General features: G+C 25.4%; 20 protein-coding genes. 10 read left to right on the top strand and 10 right to left on the bottom strand.

Translation table 11 applies throughout. From position 1 onward, the window contains the following. Positions 1–49: 49 nt before the first annotated feature. The 8 genes from NAT47_RS00410 to NAT47_RS00445 form a co-directional block, all read right to left on the bottom strand. Positions 50–391 carry a hypothetical protein gene (locus NAT47_RS00410; protein WP_250579380.1) on the bottom strand — a complete coding sequence of 114 codons (342 nt, stop codon included), beginning with the start codon at positions 389–391 and terminating at the stop codon, positions 50–52. A 333-nt stretch (positions 392–724) separates the two neighbouring features. Further along, a complete protein-coding gene (locus NAT47_RS00415) occupies positions 725–1,042 on the bottom strand; it encodes a hypothetical protein (RefSeq protein WP_250579381.1) in 318 nt (105 codons plus the stop codon). Further along, entirely contained in the window at positions 1,043–1,249 is a 207-nt protein-coding gene (locus NAT47_RS00420; protein WP_250579382.1) for a hypothetical protein, read from the bottom strand. A gap of 9 nt (positions 1,250–1,258) precedes the next feature. After that, on the bottom strand, positions 1,259–1,744 hold the full coding sequence (locus NAT47_RS00425) for a hypothetical protein (protein WP_250579383.1): 486 nt from the start codon (positions 1,742–1,744) through the stop codon (positions 1,259–1,261). Further along, entirely contained in the window at positions 1,745–2,086 is a 342-nt protein-coding gene (locus tag NAT47_RS00430; RefSeq protein WP_250579384.1) for a hypothetical protein, read from the bottom strand. It abuts the gene before it with no gap. Positions 2,087–2,231: 145 nt separating this feature from the next. Continuing rightward, the gene (locus NAT47_RS00435; RefSeq protein WP_250579385.1) at positions 2,232–2,735 is read right to left on the bottom strand and encodes a hypothetical protein; all 504 of its coding nucleotides are present in this window, start codon (positions 2,733–2,735) and stop codon (positions 2,232–2,234) included. Further along, positions 2,736–2,912, bottom strand: a complete 177-nt coding sequence (locus NAT47_RS00440; protein ID WP_250579386.1) for a hypothetical protein — start codon at positions 2,910–2,912, stop codon at positions 2,736–2,738. A 10-nt stretch (positions 2,913–2,922) separates the two neighbouring features. Continuing rightward, positions 2,923–3,345 carry a hypothetical protein gene (locus tag NAT47_RS00445; RefSeq protein WP_250579388.1) on the bottom strand — a complete coding sequence of 141 codons (423 nt, stop codon included), beginning with the start codon at positions 3,343–3,345 and terminating at the stop codon, positions 2,923–2,925. A 78-nt stretch (positions 3,346–3,423) separates the two neighbouring features. On the opposite strand from NAT47_RS00445, the gene NAT47_RS00450 reads away from it, so the two are divergent. Next, complete coding sequence (locus tag NAT47_RS00450) at positions 3,424–3,654, top strand: helix-turn-helix domain-containing protein (RefSeq protein ID WP_250579390.1); 231 nt, start codon at positions 3,424–3,426, stop codon at positions 3,652–3,654. A gap of 30 nt (positions 3,655–3,684) precedes the next feature. Here NAT47_RS00450 and NAT47_RS00455 read toward each other — a convergent pair whose 3' ends face one another. Next, a complete protein-coding gene (locus NAT47_RS00455) occupies positions 3,685–4,908 on the bottom strand; it encodes a site-specific integrase (RefSeq protein WP_250579391.1) in 1,224 nt (407 codons plus the stop codon). Between the two features lie 711 nt (positions 4,909–5,619). Between NAT47_RS00455 and NAT47_RS00460 the strand changes: the two genes are divergently transcribed. Together NAT47_RS00460 and NAT47_RS00465 are read left to right on the top strand one after the other, a co-directional pair. Next, positions 5,620–6,798, top strand: a complete 1,179-nt coding sequence (locus NAT47_RS00460) for a site-specific integrase (RefSeq protein ID WP_250579393.1) — start codon at positions 5,620–5,622, stop codon at positions 6,796–6,798. Position 6,799: 1 nt separating this feature from the next. Beyond that, a complete protein-coding gene (locus tag NAT47_RS00465) occupies positions 6,800–7,219 on the top strand; it encodes a hypothetical protein (protein ID WP_250579394.1) in 420 nt (139 codons plus the stop codon). Here the strand turns inward: NAT47_RS00465 and NAT47_RS00470 are convergent. Next, positions 7,203–7,505: a helix-turn-helix domain-containing protein gene (locus NAT47_RS00470; RefSeq protein ID WP_250579395.1), complete on the bottom strand. Its 303-nt coding sequence runs from the start codon at positions 7,503–7,505 to the stop codon at positions 7,203–7,205. The two genes, NAT47_RS00465 and NAT47_RS00470, sit on opposite strands and share 17 nt — an antisense overlap. Positions 7,506–7,535: 30 nt before the next feature. Here NAT47_RS00470 and NAT47_RS00475 point away from each other — a divergent pair, with 30 nt between their 5' ends. The 7 genes from NAT47_RS00475 (at position 7,536) to NAT47_RS00505 (ending at position 14,376) form a co-directional block, all read left to right on the top strand. Beyond that, the gene (locus NAT47_RS00475; protein WP_250579397.1) at positions 7,536–8,855 is read left to right on the top strand and encodes an energy transducer TonB; all 1,320 of its coding nucleotides are present in this window, start codon (positions 7,536–7,538) and stop codon (positions 8,853–8,855) included. A 190-nt stretch (positions 8,856–9,045) separates the two neighbouring features. Next, the gene (locus NAT47_RS00480) at positions 9,046–9,315 is read left to right on the top strand and encodes a hypothetical protein (RefSeq protein ID WP_187656019.1); all 270 of its coding nucleotides are present in this window, start codon (positions 9,046–9,048) and stop codon (positions 9,313–9,315) included. 5 nt (positions 9,316–9,320) lie between these two features. Further along, positions 9,321–9,782 (top strand): hypothetical protein, encoded by a 462-nt coding sequence (locus NAT47_RS00485; protein WP_250579399.1) that lies wholly within the window; start codon positions 9,321–9,323, stop codon positions 9,780–9,782. Beyond that, positions 9,779–10,801, top strand: a complete 1,023-nt coding sequence (locus NAT47_RS00490; protein WP_250579401.1) for a hypothetical protein — start codon at positions 9,779–9,781, stop codon at positions 10,799–10,801. Before NAT47_RS00485 ends, NAT47_RS00490 begins: the two co-directional genes overlap by 4 nt. Positions 10,802–11,052: 251 nt before the next feature. Continuing rightward, positions 11,053–12,021, top strand: a complete 969-nt coding sequence (locus tag NAT47_RS00495; protein ID WP_250579403.1) for an ABC-three component system protein — start codon at positions 11,053–11,055, stop codon at positions 12,019–12,021. Continuing rightward, positions 11,996–12,466 (top strand): ABC-three component system middle component 2, encoded by a 471-nt coding sequence (locus tag NAT47_RS00500; RefSeq protein WP_250579405.1) that lies wholly within the window; start codon positions 11,996–11,998, stop codon positions 12,464–12,466. The genes NAT47_RS00495 and NAT47_RS00500 overlap by 26 nt, the downstream gene beginning before the upstream one ends. Next, positions 12,463–14,376 carry an SMC family protein gene (locus NAT47_RS00505; protein ID WP_250579406.1) on the top strand — a complete coding sequence of 638 codons (1,914 nt, stop codon included), beginning with the start codon at positions 12,463–12,465 and terminating at the stop codon, positions 14,374–14,376. The genes NAT47_RS00500 and NAT47_RS00505 overlap by 4 nt, the downstream gene beginning before the upstream one ends. Positions 14,377–14,472: the final 96 nt, after the last annotated feature.

Consider the following 14,472-nt stretch of genomic DNA (forward strand, 5'->3'; position numbering starts at 1 on the left):
GTAACCTCTTAAATACTAATTCTGTATGGCGTATAAATGATAATCTAGACTAAAGAACTTCTTCTCTGTGAAGATTCTTTGTTAACACAGCATCCTCATCACTCATGTACTCATAGCGATGAGTTCTTTGAATAATTTCACCAGTTTCTTGAATTGTAAATTCATAAGGTTCTACTTCAATCTTTGAAATTGTTCCAGGAAGTGAAGTGCCTACGAGTGATTTACACATTGCCTCATCGAATGTACATGAAACTCTTGCTGTTCTAGCAGTTAAATAAGTTTTGCCAGTTTGTTTACTAACAACAGCTTCAACTCCTCCTTGAACAATTAAGGAGAAAAATAAATCTCCATTTTCTTTTTCGAAAACCTTGTAACCTGTAATTTGTACCATAGTTTTATAAATTTTAAGATTAAACAAATACGAGTACTTCCCGCAAAATTTTATTTAAGTGGAATGATGATTCTACTTCTAACATTTAGTGGGGGAGTATCTCCAAATTATTGTTTAAGTCGGGGTATACGTTGGACTTATTTCACGTACTCTTTAAAATTTTAAAAAAATTTTTTTTTTAGTTAAAATGAGAAACTTTTCTAACACTAAACTTCTTTTAAAATTTAATCAATAATTAATTTAATGATGTTATTGATTTACATTAATAATAAAGCCCCTCTAGTAAGGGGCTTATGAACTGTTTTAATTATTTTATTAATGTCCGTTTTCCAATTAACAAAAAATATATATTTGAAAATTTAAACTAAAATTTTTACAATTTGGACAATAATTATCTTTTTGATTCAATGACAAATCAAAATTTCCAAAACAATTATTTCCTTCATTTTTTCCTTTAAGTTCATTATCAGTATAAAATATATAATTAGGATTGTCTTTTTCTGTTTTATAATTTATACTCTCTAACTCTTCTGTTGTCTTATTATAGGCTGGAACTGGATTGTTTGTTTGATAATCAAATCTACTACCACCGTACTTAAAACTTGTATTATAATTACAAATTCTACATTCTCCTTTTAGTATTTGCGCCATCTATTTTTTTGAAAATAATTTATAAAACACATAAATAAATAATACCATTACTACTAATAGAAAAGCAGCATAAATTTGTTCTGTTATTCCATGAAAAAAACCTTTACCATTAACCATTGAACTTAATCCCCAGAATGTAAATGCAATTATTATCAAAACAAGATAACCACATCCAGTATTATTACTTTTTTCTTTATTTTCACTCATCTCATTGTTTTATTTAAGACACTGTAATTGATTCATAAATAAACTTTTATTTTCAGTAATAGTAGAACCATATATTTTACTATTCATTTCGAAAAATATAGATTTAAGAGTGTTATTTTTCAATATGATTAAACTCCTTTTATCAATTTCAAACATACCAATAGTAACTCTCTTTCCATTCATAACAACTTGTTTATTTTCAATATTTTTTAATGAAATTCCATTATTACTATTTGTCTGTATTTTTAAATCACCAGAGATATCCTGAGAATAACCGTTTTTATGTAAAACTATAATACTCACTAAATATTGACCTGAAGTTTGATTTTTATAGATGGATGCTCCTAATTCATATTCTTTTTCCTTAATTATAGGTTTTGGATTAAAATACTTAATTACATTTCCATCTTGTCTAATATTTGTTTTGATGTCACATTGAGCATACAAATTAACAAAGGAATGACAAGCTATAATTAGAATGATTAACTTTTTCATTTATTTGCAATATAGGTTATATCCTTTTTCAGTAAAATAAAATTTTCCTTTATTAATCCCATTATTATAATCATATTCAAAAATATACAAAAGATCACCACCTCTTCTTTCATATAGTATTTTATGATAGTAAATTGTGGTTTCTTTGAATGCATCTACACCATATTCATTCAGTACAAAATCTGAACTTCTAAGTTCATAATAATAACCATTGTCTTCATAATTAGTGTCAGTTATTTTTGAATATCCATTTATGACTTTACCACTGTATGAATCCATTTTTTCAAAGGTTTTATTATTAAATGAAAAGATAAAATATTCATTAGCACAATATGTTGACATTTTTCCTCTTACAAAGTTTGTTTCAAATTCTTGAGCATTTGATTTCAAAGAAATTAAGAGCAGAATGCACAAGCTAAAAAATGTTGTTTTCATATAATATTATTTAAGTTAATGATTAATTTTTTTTTAAAATGAGACAATTTAATTATTTTTTAAAAATGTCATCAATTTCATTATTTGCTGATTTACCATTAATTATATTTTTAAAATCTTTTAGCATTTCAATATTATCAATAATAATAAATCCATCATAATTATGTTTCTTAATTTCAACTTTAAAGTCCCCGTTTTCGTAACCGTAAAAAGTAATTATATATTCATCTGCAAACTGATCAATATATTTTTTATAAAAATCATAAGTCTTTTTATCAATTGCCTTGAATCTTGAAATTTCTTTAGTAAATTGTTTGTTGTAATTATTGTTTAATTCCACCCATTTGATAGCTGTACTTATACTTGATTTTAAAATTTTCATTCCAGATGGGCCAATTCTAATAGCATCAGTTAAACTATATTGCTCATTATAACTATAATATTTATAAGTTTCGATATAAGTGTCCTTACTATTTGATAAGACATTAATTTTATCTTGTGAGTATATTGTACTTGTGAAAAGTATTAATATATATGATTTTAAATTTAGTTTCATTTAATTATTTTTAGTCTTTAATAATGCATAAATACCCCATGAAATTAATGCAAGGGCAATCAGATGTCCAATAAGTTCAGGTCCTTCATAAGTGTTTACTTGTTGAAAAAAACTTATTAATGAACCAAGACCTCCTATAGTAAGTAGTATAGCTAAAATAATTTTTATTATTCTCATATTTTTATTTTTAAATTATTGTCATTGAGTATAAAGGTTTGCCATCATCTGGGTCTTTAAGTGTGGTTATTATAACTTTACTTTTGCCTTTTGAATATTTTTCTACTTGGTTCCTCTCGCTGTAGGATTTGCCTTCATAGTTGTACCCATTAGATTTTATTTCTTTTAAAATCTTTGTGTGAAGTTGTAAATTTTTATTCATAAACAACACAGCTCCTTTACCATTGAATACTATTATGCCTTTACCATCTGTGGCTTTCCATTGAATTCCTCCTTCAAATGTTTTTAAATATTTATATTTTTTTTCTTTTAATTTTTTTTCTGTAGTAATTATGGGTTGATTTTTAAATGATTCTAAATCTTTAAAAGTGACATCTTGACCAAATAGAATATTAAAGAATAATATACAACTTACAATGATTATTTTTTTCATAATGGTTAAAAATTAGATTAATCAAATATAGGCAAATATGCCTATAGTTAAAAAATTTTATTCAACGAATTTTATCCTATGCTATTAAAGGATAAATCTGAAATATTAAAATTGTTTGGTAAAAACCTCAGAAACCTTAGAATTTCTAAGGGTTTTACACAAGAACAACTTGCAAATGAATTAGGTTTAGAAATTTCACAAATAAGTAGAATAGAGAGGGGTGTTATCAATACATCAATTTATACACTCTATCAGATTTCAACTTTTATGAAAATTGAGATTAATGAATTTTTTGTTTCTACGGAATAATCCATTTGTGTTTTTAAAGATTAAACGAAATTATCCCTTATCATTAAACTCATTTTTGGAGGTTATTTTTAAAGATAATCTACTCATCTGCTCACTAACTTTTTTATTTACAATTTTTGCATAATAATCCTGAGTTGTTGACAATTTTGAATGCCCAAGTAATTCGGAAACAATCTCCATTGGAACATCATTAAATAACAGCACTGTTGATGCAAATGTTTTACGAGCTATATGATGTGTTAGATTCTTTTTTAAACCAACAATATCAGCAATTTCTTTTAAATAAGAATTGAAGCGCTGGTTTGAAATCACAGGGAGTAATATCTCTTCATTTTGATATTTATTAATCATATCAAGTGCTTTTGGTAATAAAGGAATCATTAATGGTTTAGAAGTCTTCTCTCTATTCATTTTAATCCATTTATTCCCATCAAAACCATTTACAATGTGTTCAGGCTTTAAATTACTCATCTCTTTAAAGGCTAATCCAGTGTAGCAACAAAACACAAATAAATCCTTGACTTGCTGCAATCTTGTTTGTGAAAAATCATAATTCTCTAAAGATTTCAATTCATCATCTGACAAATAAATTACTTCTTTCTGAAGCCTTTTTGCTTTGTATCCTATAAAAGGATTCTTGTCAATATACTCTTGTTCTAATGCAAATTGGATTACTTTTCTAAAACGTTGAATTGCTTTATTAATAGTACTCTGTTCTAATCCTTTCTGTGTTTTTAAGAAGTACTCATATTCATTAAGAAAGTTTAATTTAAGGTCTTTTAACTTAATGTCATTAGCTTTATAATAAGCCTTTATAAAGGATTTTAAATGAACGAATGACTCAATATACTTTTTGTATGTAACCTTCTGTAAATCCCTTCCAATTAACTTAAGGATACGTATATTGAATAATTCATAAACCTCTAAAACTCCAAATTCTTTTTTAGGCGTATTTCCTTTAAACTTAGTGTAAATATCATCAACTGTAAACTCAGAATTGTTGATTTGTAGGTACAAAAAAACCTGATTAATTTGGTTCTTAATCAGGTTCAATTGTGAATTTATATAGTTATTATCATTATTTGGAGGTTCACACTCTTGAAGTGAATTATTCCAATTTTTGGGATTAATAAATAATCCAGTAGAAAATTGTTTTCTTTTTTCCAAATAGGTTAATCTGCAAAATAATGGGGCTTTACCATCCTTTCTAATTCGTGATTTGGACACGATAAATAATAGATTTAATTTTTTCATGGCGTATAATTTTAATTAGTTGAAATTCAAATGTTTAATATGCAACCTCTAAAATAAAAACTGCAACCTTTTTTGTAACCTTTTTTGGGGTAATTAATATGTTTTTAGTGGGAAAATTGAAAATGTAATTATATACAAAATAACTACGAAAAGTATAAAAATCAAAAAAGCCCTGCATTAAATGCAAAGCTTTTCATTGGTCTAACTACTAAACCTTTTTGGTACTTTCGTACCTAAACAACACAACTATTTTAAATATTGTAAGAGGGCAAAAAAGCCTTTCTTTACGAAAGGCTTCCTCTGTACTGGCGGTCTGGACGGGACTCGAACTTGACCATATATCTTGAGTAAATACTAGGCTTTACAAAGGCTAAAATTAAATAGGTAATGTCCTAGGGGATGTTTCCTGTAAATTTCAACACTGCAAATATATCATTTTATTCAAAAAAAACACTCCCTAATCTCTTTTTTTAAATAAACTGTCATTTAAAATTCATTTTTTGTAGTTTTTTTCCTTAAAAATAGGCTCTTAATGTTATTTTAATGTTATATTTATGTTAATTTAATGTTACCGAATTTAGTTAAATTTTTATAATTATTTGATAATCAGTAGTTTAATTGTAAAAAAGTATCTAATTTAGCTCTTGAAAAAATAAGAGAAAAAAATGCTTACTAGAGTTAATGTAAGTATTAATATTAAATATTTTAAAAATGACAATTAATTATTACACAGTAAGAGCCGTTTTAAGAACGGACAAAATTAGAAAAAATGGAACTTGTCCAATCTACGTTGTACTACAATACAACAATGTAACTCAAAAATTTTCTACATCTGAATTTATTGAAGAGAAGTATTGGGATAAAGATAAAGAACAAGGTATCGGAAAAGGCTTTGGAAATCTAAATGCTGTAATTAAAAAGAAAAAACAAAATCTGGAAGACTTTATCAGAGAATCTAAAAGTATTGGCAGACCATTATCTAAAACTGACATTTCAAACTTTTGGAATGGAAAAACTGAAACCGATAATGAAATTTTGTTTTCTACATTTTATGAATCTTATTGTAAACGCCATTTCCAAACTATTAGAAAAAGTACTCAAATCCATTACACTACACTTGGAAAAAAAATAGACGACTTTAAACCTAACTTAATGGTTTCAGAAATTGATTATTCTTTTATGGTTGAGTTTGATAATTATCTTGTAGAAACTAAAAGTGGTAGATACAATATGATTAAATTTTTAAAGACTGTTTTAAAAGAAGCTGTAAAACTAGGTGTGCTAAAAAATGAATCTTGGAAAGGTTTAAAAAATGTAAGTCCAAATGCTAGAGAAGTATATTTAACTCCTGCTGAAATAAACAAAATTGAAATTTGCGATTTATCTACAAAAAAACATTTAGAACTAACCCGATGTATGTTTTTATTCAGTTGTTATACTGGAATGCGTTATAGTGATGTAGTAGCTTTAAAAAAGGAAAATTACAAAAATGGAGTAATTACACTAAAACAAGTTAAAACTGGAGTTGATTTAAAAGTCCCTGTGAATTTAGAAGCCAAAAAAATTATCTGTAAATATTGGTCTAAAAGGAAAGAGAATGAAAATATTTTTCCACGAATAGAAAACCAAACAGTAAATAGATACTTAAAGAAAATTGGAGAGATAGCTGAATTAAAAAAGACACTTCATTTTCATGTTGCACGTCATACTTTTGGGACTACCCTATTAAATAATAATGTTAATGTATTTTATATTTCTAAAATGATGGGACATAAAAAATTGAGCCAAACTTATGCTTATACTGGTATTAATGTAAATAAAATGAAAGACATAATGGGTACTGTAAACTTTCAGCCAAAAAACGAGAATAATAACCTTAATAGATTGTAATATGTTAGATAATTTTGAATTGACTTGCTATAATTACTCCCCAACAGAAAGAATAAATTGGGTAAGTGTTGATGATACCTATAAAAAGAAAACCTTGTTTGTAGCTTTATTATACAATAGTAATAAAAAAAAGGAAAACTATTTTTTAACCTTATTTATGCTAGCAGATGAACATAAGGAAAAATTTACTTTGCTTGTAAGAGGCAATTTAAACAATTGGTATTCTCAAAAAGTTCTAGGAAGAACTCTAACTGTTGAAGAATACAAAGATTGTATAAATTTATTATTAGGTCAACTTGATGTTGAAAGAAATGACCTAATAAATGCGAAAATGAAAAATGCTGAAATTAGATTGTCTGTATTATTAAATCCGACTAGTAGAAGTAAAAAACACAAAAGTAAATTTACTCCAAATCTTTAAAAAATTCTTGTAACGTTAAGTTGTGAATTTTAAGCACTTTGATAAGGGTCTTGAGCGTAATGTTCTGACCCTTTTCTATTCTATAATATTGTACTCTATTAATATCGTTTGTAAAAGCAAAAGTTTCGTAGCTTGTAAAACCAGCTTTTAACCTTAAAGCTTTAATTTTTTCAGCAACTAGTAGTATCTCTTTATCTAATTCTTCTTTTGACTTTTCCATACAGCGAATTTTGGAAATTTGTCGCTTAAAATTTACCACATTAATAAAACTTAATAAATGCGACATTTTTTATATTTTAGCTGAAAAATTAAGACAATGAAAAAAATAATATTTACACTAGTATTTCTGATTTGTGGTATGACAAATTGTAATTCTCAAATTAATAATCTAAAAGATTTACTTGAAATCTCTGAACTAAACGTTGAAGAAATGGTAAGTGAATTACAAGGAATATGGAAATTAAACAATCCCGAACAAGACACTTCAGAGAAAGGATTTATTACTGAACGATATATTTTTTCATACAATCGAGATAATAAAAAGCAAGTCTTGAAAAAATGCGGAAGAATGGATCTCCTATCTAGTCAGACAATGTGGCTAACTAATTTTATTTCTAATGATAAAGAATTATTGAATAGAATAACAAAAAATCTAGTTTATCAAGGATTTGAATTGAAAGGAAGATTGAAATCTAATTCAATGTATGAAGATGGAAATAGAATTGTAACTATTCAAACCGAATCTGATGATGATTATAAATTACCAAAAGACTGTTATTCTATAATCGTAATTGTAGATAAAAGAATAAATGGTGGATATATAAAATCGAACAAAGAAAATCAAAATATTAAAAATAAGACTAGTAATAACGCACTTAACAATATTTCCAATTCGAGTAATTCAGTAAAAGAAAAAATTAACCTTGTCAAAAATCTTTCTGAATTGATTCTAATTTCAAAAACTTCATCTAGCGAAATCTATTCAAAATTAAATTCTAATTGGAAAAATATTGATTACCCAAAAAATGAAGAACCGCTTAATGAATGGTATTCTTTTGTTAATGAAAAGCAATATTTAGAAAGTTATGTTGGTTGGGATAATGGAACTAGAAAAGATGTCAGAATAACTACTTTTGAATTTTCAGATAAAAATCTATTGGACAATATCATAATTGATTTGAGTAAAACCGATTTTAAGCTTGAAGAAACGACAAAAGAATATTCAACTTATGTAAATAATGACGATATAATTACAATATTCTTTGATAATAAAACATCTAAAAAAGGAAATTACAAGGTTGAATTATCCATTACTCCATTAAAAGCTACAATTAATAGCAAAAGTAATTATGAAAACTACAATGATAACGGTACGGGATTGAACGGAAGAAAAATTATTAAAAAACCATCCCCAGAGTATAATTGTAATGAACAAGGTAAAGTAGTTGTTGAAATTACTGTCGATAAAAATGGAAATGTTATTAACGCAATTGCGGGAGTTAATGGAACTACAAATAAATCTGCTTGTTTATTGAATGCTTCAAAAATTGCTGCTTTAGGAACGAAATGGCAACCCGATAATAACGCTCCTGATGAACAAATTGGAAAAATTGAATATAACTTTCGATTGAATTAAAATTGTAAAAAAATCAAAATTTATTAAAGCGACCTGAAAAAATCAGGTCGTTTTTTTATTCATACAAAATACTGATTATCTGATGTTTATATTTTTTAATAAAATAAAAATGTTAAATTATTCATTTTTCAAAACAAAAAAATTGATTTCCGAGTATTATGTATTTATACACGGCAAATTTTTTTAAAGTATGAAAACAAAAATTGAAATCGAAAGAAGAGTTTACAGCAACCTAGTTAAAACTGTAATCCAAACTAAAAAACTATTAACGGAACTATCAAATCGTCCCGAATTTAACAAAGAATGGATGTCAATTTCTGATGTAGAAGTAGAGTTCGGATTGAGTAGAAAAATCATTGATGGGTTTAGAAGAAAAGGTTTAAACACTAATCAGAAAACCCGAAATGGAAAAATTCTAATCAGAAGAAGTGAACTTGAAAAATTTTTAACTAAAAAATAGAAAACATGATAATATATGATATCGCCTTATGTTGTGAAAATTATTATCCAATCAAAAAAATAAAATGGATAAGAGATGTCTCATCTGACACTAAAAATTTAACATTTTTTGAAGCTCATTTGTACAATAGTGTTAAGAAGAGAAAAAAGTATTCATTAAAATTATATACTATATACAATGAACTTGATAATTCTTGTGTCTTATTAATTATGGGCAAATTAAAGCTTTGGTTCCATCAAGAATATTTAGTAAATGAATTAACAGATGAAGAATATGAAGAGTGTTTGAAATTATTACATACAGAACTTGATTTGATTTTTACTCCTAGAAAAAGAAGAATTTTTAAATCAAAACATATGCTTTTATATCATAAAAATGATGAGTATAGATATCGTATTTGTATGGATTATCTTAGTTATGAAAAATTAGATAGACTTGAAAAACACTTAAAGGAAACATGGATATGATAGATAAAATTAAATTAATGGCTGAAAATTTTAATCCCGACTTCATTAAGGAAAATTTTAGATGGAGAGAGATTGAAATTGACGATGAAGAGTTTACAGAACTTGATTTTGAATTAAATAGATATTTACAAACTAATATAACTAAAAAAACAAGGATGTTTAGTTTAAGAATGCTTTTGACTGAAAATTTAAGAACTGGTACTTATTCATTATCAATAAACGGAAGTATTAGAAAATGGTATTTTGATAAAAATTCTCGAAAAGACTTAAACTATTACGAATTTATTGATTGTATAGAAATACTGGGTTGTAAACTTGGTTTAAAAAAAGGTGAAATCTGGAGAATATTTAAAGTTACTCAATTGGAAATTGGAGTTACATTATTATTAAAATCATTTACTAATGACATACTGGATTGTTTTGTAAAATATAGAAATGCTAAAAGAGATGATAAAAATGTAACCAGCATCTACTTTAGATTTACTAATTACGATTTGTTAATTTATGACAAATATCTTGAAATTTTAGGCAAAAAAGAGTTAACCGAAACGGATAAAAATATTATCAATAAATATTTAATGTTAAGATTTGAAATAGACATTAATAAAGTTAGTATTCCTACTTTTAAAATGAAATATCACAAATTAAGTTCATTAAAATCGAATTGGAATGAATTGCCTAACGAACTTTACAAATATCTGAATGCGGTTAAATTTGTAGATACTATTTCAAAGAATGAAGTAATCAATGAAAATCATAAACCGAAAATCTCTAAAAATGATTTTGTAAATTGGGGTTTTTATTCCTACATGAAAATTACTGGAATACATAAGACAATAATGGACTTTAATGAAATGGTTTTGCCAAATAATAAATCTAAACATTTTAATGATTTAATGAATATATATAAATCGCATATTATCAGCGAAAAGGATTACAAGGCTATTATTTTATATGAATTAAAGAAGAAAACGGACAGGTTATATAATAAGGGTAACTTTCGATATATAAATACCTAATGTAAATATAACAAGGTATATAATAAATAAAATACCCTTTTAGAGCCAAACGAAATTGAAAAATAAGCCAAAGCGGAGTTAAGTAAACAAGGTCAATTACTTTCTCTGCTTTGTTTGTTTTTTTAAACCTTAAATGATAAACTATTTTGAAATTATTCTTTAGAATTATAAATTTTGATTTGAAAGTTAATATGTACGATTTGTTGTGTTTATTTTGTTAAATTTGGAGATATTATAATAAATTGTTATTTGTGAGTAGAGATTTTGATTATTTATTGAAGAAGCACGGAAAAGATGGCTCAAGAGCTGTTTTTGAAGATGCTTGTACTAAAGCATTTTCTGCGAAATATAAAGATGCCTTTCCGATTAAATGTGATCCAGGTGATGAAGGAATAGATATTTTTATTGGAGACTTTAAAGAACCTATAGAAGTTTACCAATGTAAATGTTTCTTTTTTGAAATTGGAGAAAGTCAAAAAAAGCAAATTAATGCCTCTTTTAAAAAAGCTATCGAATCTACTACCTATGAGATGAAAAAATGGTGCTTATGTGTGCCTAAAAGTCTTACTATTGATGAAATGAATTGGTGGTCTGACTGGAAAAAGAAAAAAGTTAATAATCATTCCATTGAAATTGAACTTTTAGATAGTACAAAACTTTTAAAGTTAATTAAAGAAACGGATATACATTTGGAAATATTCGATGAAGAAGAACTCCAAAAATTAAATGAAATATTATTACTACTAGAAAAAAAAGAGGAACGTCTAAAAGAGATTTTTTCTGTTCCAGATGAAATAGATTACGATGAACGGATTTTTACTTTAAAATTAAAATCCGCAAATATTAATGAGAATTTAGACGTTTACAACAAGCAATTTTTTAATGCTGAAATATTAACTAAAGAAGTTCAAAGTAAAGGGATTGAAGAAGAGTTAAAAGAATTGAAAAGTCTTAAAAGTCTAATACAAGATATGTGGCTAACTCAATATTTAATGTATGAAGATGAAATTGATGGGAATAAATTATTGGGAATGGTTAATATGAGAATTGAAGATAAGAATAATGATATTTTAAAAACGGTTTTGTCAGTTGGAACTATTGAAAAGAAAGGGATTTTACATCAATTAGCTGACGAATGTACTGTAGGTTGGGTAAAAAAATATAAAGAAAGATTAAAAGATTTTTTAGAAAAAAATGATAAAACTAGAGGGGAAATATAAGTATTTAATTGGTATGATGAGAGTACTTACATTGATGAGTGCTTTTGAAAAGTCTAAATCGTATCAAATGACTTTTGATAAATTGATTTTGCTTGATTTTTATATGAGATTTCCAAAAACTATGTTGAATTTAGAAAATTATTCTTTGGATTTTGAAGAGCTTTATTCATTTTATCATTCTTATCCTGATAGAGAGTATTATCAAGAAATATTGAGAATATTGATTTCAAAAAAATTAATTGAAAAAGAGATACGTAATTCTAATTTTATATATACTATTAGCCATTCAGGTTATGAATTAGTAAATAGTATTGATAATCTTTATTCAAAAAATTTAATAAGTACTGCCCTATTGATTAAAAAGAATATTTCAAAATTGAGTGAAGCGAATATGAAAGAGGAAATATCAAGTAAAAGTTTAAACAACATCCATCTTTTAATATGAGAATAAAATTTAATAAATTATTGCTTATTGGCGATAATCATAACTATGAGGTTAAGTTTAAAGATGGCTTAAATTTTATTACTGGTCCAATTGCTACTGGTAAATCAACTATTTTAGAATTAATAGACTATTGTCTTGGTAAAAAGAGTCATAAAGATTATCAAGAAGTAAAACTAACTTGTAAATATGTTAGTTTAGACCTTTTTTTGAATAATGAAAGGTTTTTAATTCAAAGACCTCTTTTTGCTTTTGATTTACCTGTAAAAGTATTTAAATGGAGTGCTGAAAAAAATGATTTTTTGAGTGAGTTTGAATATTATTCAGTGGCTATTCCTAGTGATGAAAAATCATTATCTCGTTTTTTAAATGAAAAAATTGGAATGCCTGAATTTAAGCTTTCAGGACAAACTTTTAGTTTTAGAGATTTATATAAATACTGCTACATTGGACAAACTAAAATTGATAGTGAAGATTTACTCAATGAAAAAATCTATGCTGTAGGATTTAAACGTAAGCCAACTTTGGAAATTATTTTAAACTCATTAAATCAACTTTTAAATGAGTTAAAAAATGATGAAAAAAAACTAAAAGATAAGATTGGTATTTTATTAGACAAAAAAGAAGCTATCGTAAAATTTTTACGAGATGTTGAACTCTTTTCTTCAAGTGCTGAAAATGAAAAAAATAAAGCAGGATTGATTTCTAAAAAAAATGAATTATTTAAAGCTTTAAATGAATTTAAAACTAATGGAAAAATTGAGAATGATAATACAAAATCTAAAGAACGAGAATTATTCCTAAATAGAAATCTATTATCCAAGATAGAAACTGATATTGAAGAAATTAAAAACTATATTAAAAAATTAGTTGTATTGAGTAATCAATATTCCAATGAAATTATTAAAATAGAATATTTAATTCTTTCTAATGGAAAGCTTCAGAATATAGAGTTTTGTAATTGTCCCTCTTGTAATGGAGAAATTGAAAAGAAAGATTTTAATGTATGTAATTTATGCGGTAACGACCTAACCGAATTTAATGATGAAGAAGAAAAAGCAATTAAGCTTGAAAGAAAAAGATTGAATTCAAAATTAACTTCTTTACTTACTTTTATTGAAAACCAAAATGAAATATTGGCAGACCTAGAGAATAGAAGAAATAAAATATTATTTTCAATAAACAAAATTGAAGTTGAAATTAACAACATTCAGAAAGAATTTATAAGTCCATTTATTGAAAAAATTGAGACATTGAATAGAGAAATAGGAGAAATAAATAAGCAAATTGAAAACCTTGATTTAAACTTAAATGTACAAAACCAATTAGCTACTTTATCTAACGAAATCCAAAGAGAAGAAAATAAACTATCTGATATAAAAAATCAAATTAAAGATATTGAAGATGAAGAAACTAATTTTGATGAAATAATAAAAAAATTAAGTGATATATTCCAAAAAACATTAAAAGCTTTTGATTTTCCAAAACTCTATGATGCTTACATAGATAATAAATCTTATTTGCCTTATGTTAGAGGTGTAAAGTATGATAATATTGGAAGTTTAGGAGCTGTTACATTGATAAATATTGCTTACTTTATGTCAATACTAGAAGTAAGTTTATCATTAAAAAAATCTTTTCATCCAAAAGTAATATTATTTGATACAATTGGTAAAAATTTAGGAACGAGAGAATCAAATAATGAAAATGATGAATTTAAGGATAGTAAAATTTTCAAATCTTTATTAAAATATTTTTCTGAATTTTCTAAAAAACATAACGATAGGATTCAAATTGTTATAATTAACAATGATTACACATCTGATATAAAAGAAGAAGATATTATTATAAAATTTGACGGAGAGGGAAATAAAGGTTTTGATTATGGATTGATAAATGATATTTTGAATTAATCATTTTTTTATTATATCTAGGTTAATAACGTAGTTTTTTGTTTAAATTTTATAAAAAAGTTGAGCTTTTTAAAAGAATAAAAAAATTATACCTTT

The sequence above is a fragment of the Flavobacterium fragile genome (assembly GCF_023634865.1).
Lineage (GTDB): Bacteria > Bacteroidota > Bacteroidia > Flavobacteriales > Flavobacteriaceae > Flavobacterium > Flavobacterium fragile.

Excerpts from the sequence above, each read along its gene's own strand:
- NAT47_RS00450 (WP_250579390.1), top strand. The coding sequence starts at position 3,424 with ATGCTATTAAAGGATAAATCTGAAATATTAAAATTGTTTGGTAAAAAC.
- NAT47_RS00415 (WP_250579381.1), bottom strand. The coding sequence starts at position 1,042 with ATGGCGCAAATACTAAAAGGAGAATGTAGAATTTGTAATTATAATACA.
- NAT47_RS00490 (WP_250579401.1), top strand. The coding sequence starts at position 9,779 with ATGATAGATAAAATTAAATTAATGGCTGAAAATTTTAATCCCGACTTC.
- NAT47_RS00410 (WP_250579380.1), bottom strand. The coding sequence starts at position 391 with ATGGTACAAATTACAGGTTACAAGGTTTTCGAAAAAGAAAATGGAGAT.
- NAT47_RS00430 (WP_250579384.1), bottom strand. The coding sequence starts at position 2,086 with ATGTCAACATATTGTGCTAATGAATATTTTATCTTTTCATTTAATAAT.
- NAT47_RS00465 (WP_250579394.1), top strand. The coding sequence starts at position 6,800 with ATGTTAGATAATTTTGAATTGACTTGCTATAATTACTCCCCAACAGAA.
- NAT47_RS00435 (WP_250579385.1), bottom strand. The coding sequence starts at position 2,735 with ATGAAACTAAATTTAAAATCATATATATTAATACTTTTCACAAGTACA.
- NAT47_RS00460 (WP_250579393.1), top strand. The coding sequence starts at position 5,620 with ATGACAATTAATTATTACACAGTAAGAGCCGTTTTAAGAACGGACAAA.
- NAT47_RS00425 (WP_250579383.1), bottom strand. The coding sequence starts at position 1,744 with ATGAAAAAGTTAATCATTCTAATTATAGCTTGTCATTCCTTTGTTAAT.
- NAT47_RS00500 (WP_250579405.1), top strand. The coding sequence starts at position 11,996 with ATGATAAAACTAGAGGGGAAATATAAGTATTTAATTGGTATGATGAGA.
- NAT47_RS00485 (WP_250579399.1), top strand. The coding sequence starts at position 9,321 with ATGATAATATATGATATCGCCTTATGTTGTGAAAATTATTATCCAATC.
- NAT47_RS00480 (WP_187656019.1), top strand. The coding sequence starts at position 9,046 with ATGAAAACAAAAATTGAAATCGAAAGAAGAGTTTACAGCAACCTAGTT.
- NAT47_RS00420 (WP_250579382.1), bottom strand. The coding sequence starts at position 1,249 with ATGAGTGAAAATAAAGAAAAAAGTAATAATACTGGATGTGGTTATCTT.
- NAT47_RS00445 (WP_250579388.1), bottom strand. The coding sequence starts at position 3,345 with ATGAAAAAAATAATCATTGTAAGTTGTATATTATTCTTTAATATTCTA.
- NAT47_RS00475 (WP_250579397.1), top strand. The coding sequence starts at position 7,536 with ATGAAAAAAATAATATTTACACTAGTATTTCTGATTTGTGGTATGACA.
- NAT47_RS00505 (WP_250579406.1), top strand. The coding sequence starts at position 12,463 with ATGAGAATAAAATTTAATAAATTATTGCTTATTGGCGATAATCATAAC.
- NAT47_RS00440 (WP_250579386.1), bottom strand. The coding sequence starts at position 2,912 with ATGAGAATAATAAAAATTATTTTAGCTATACTACTTACTATAGGAGGT.
- NAT47_RS00455 (WP_250579391.1), bottom strand. The coding sequence starts at position 4,908 with ATGAAAAAATTAAATCTATTATTTATCGTGTCCAAATCACGAATTAGA.
- NAT47_RS00470 (WP_250579395.1), bottom strand. The coding sequence starts at position 7,505 with ATGTCGCATTTATTAAGTTTTATTAATGTGGTAAATTTTAAGCGACAA.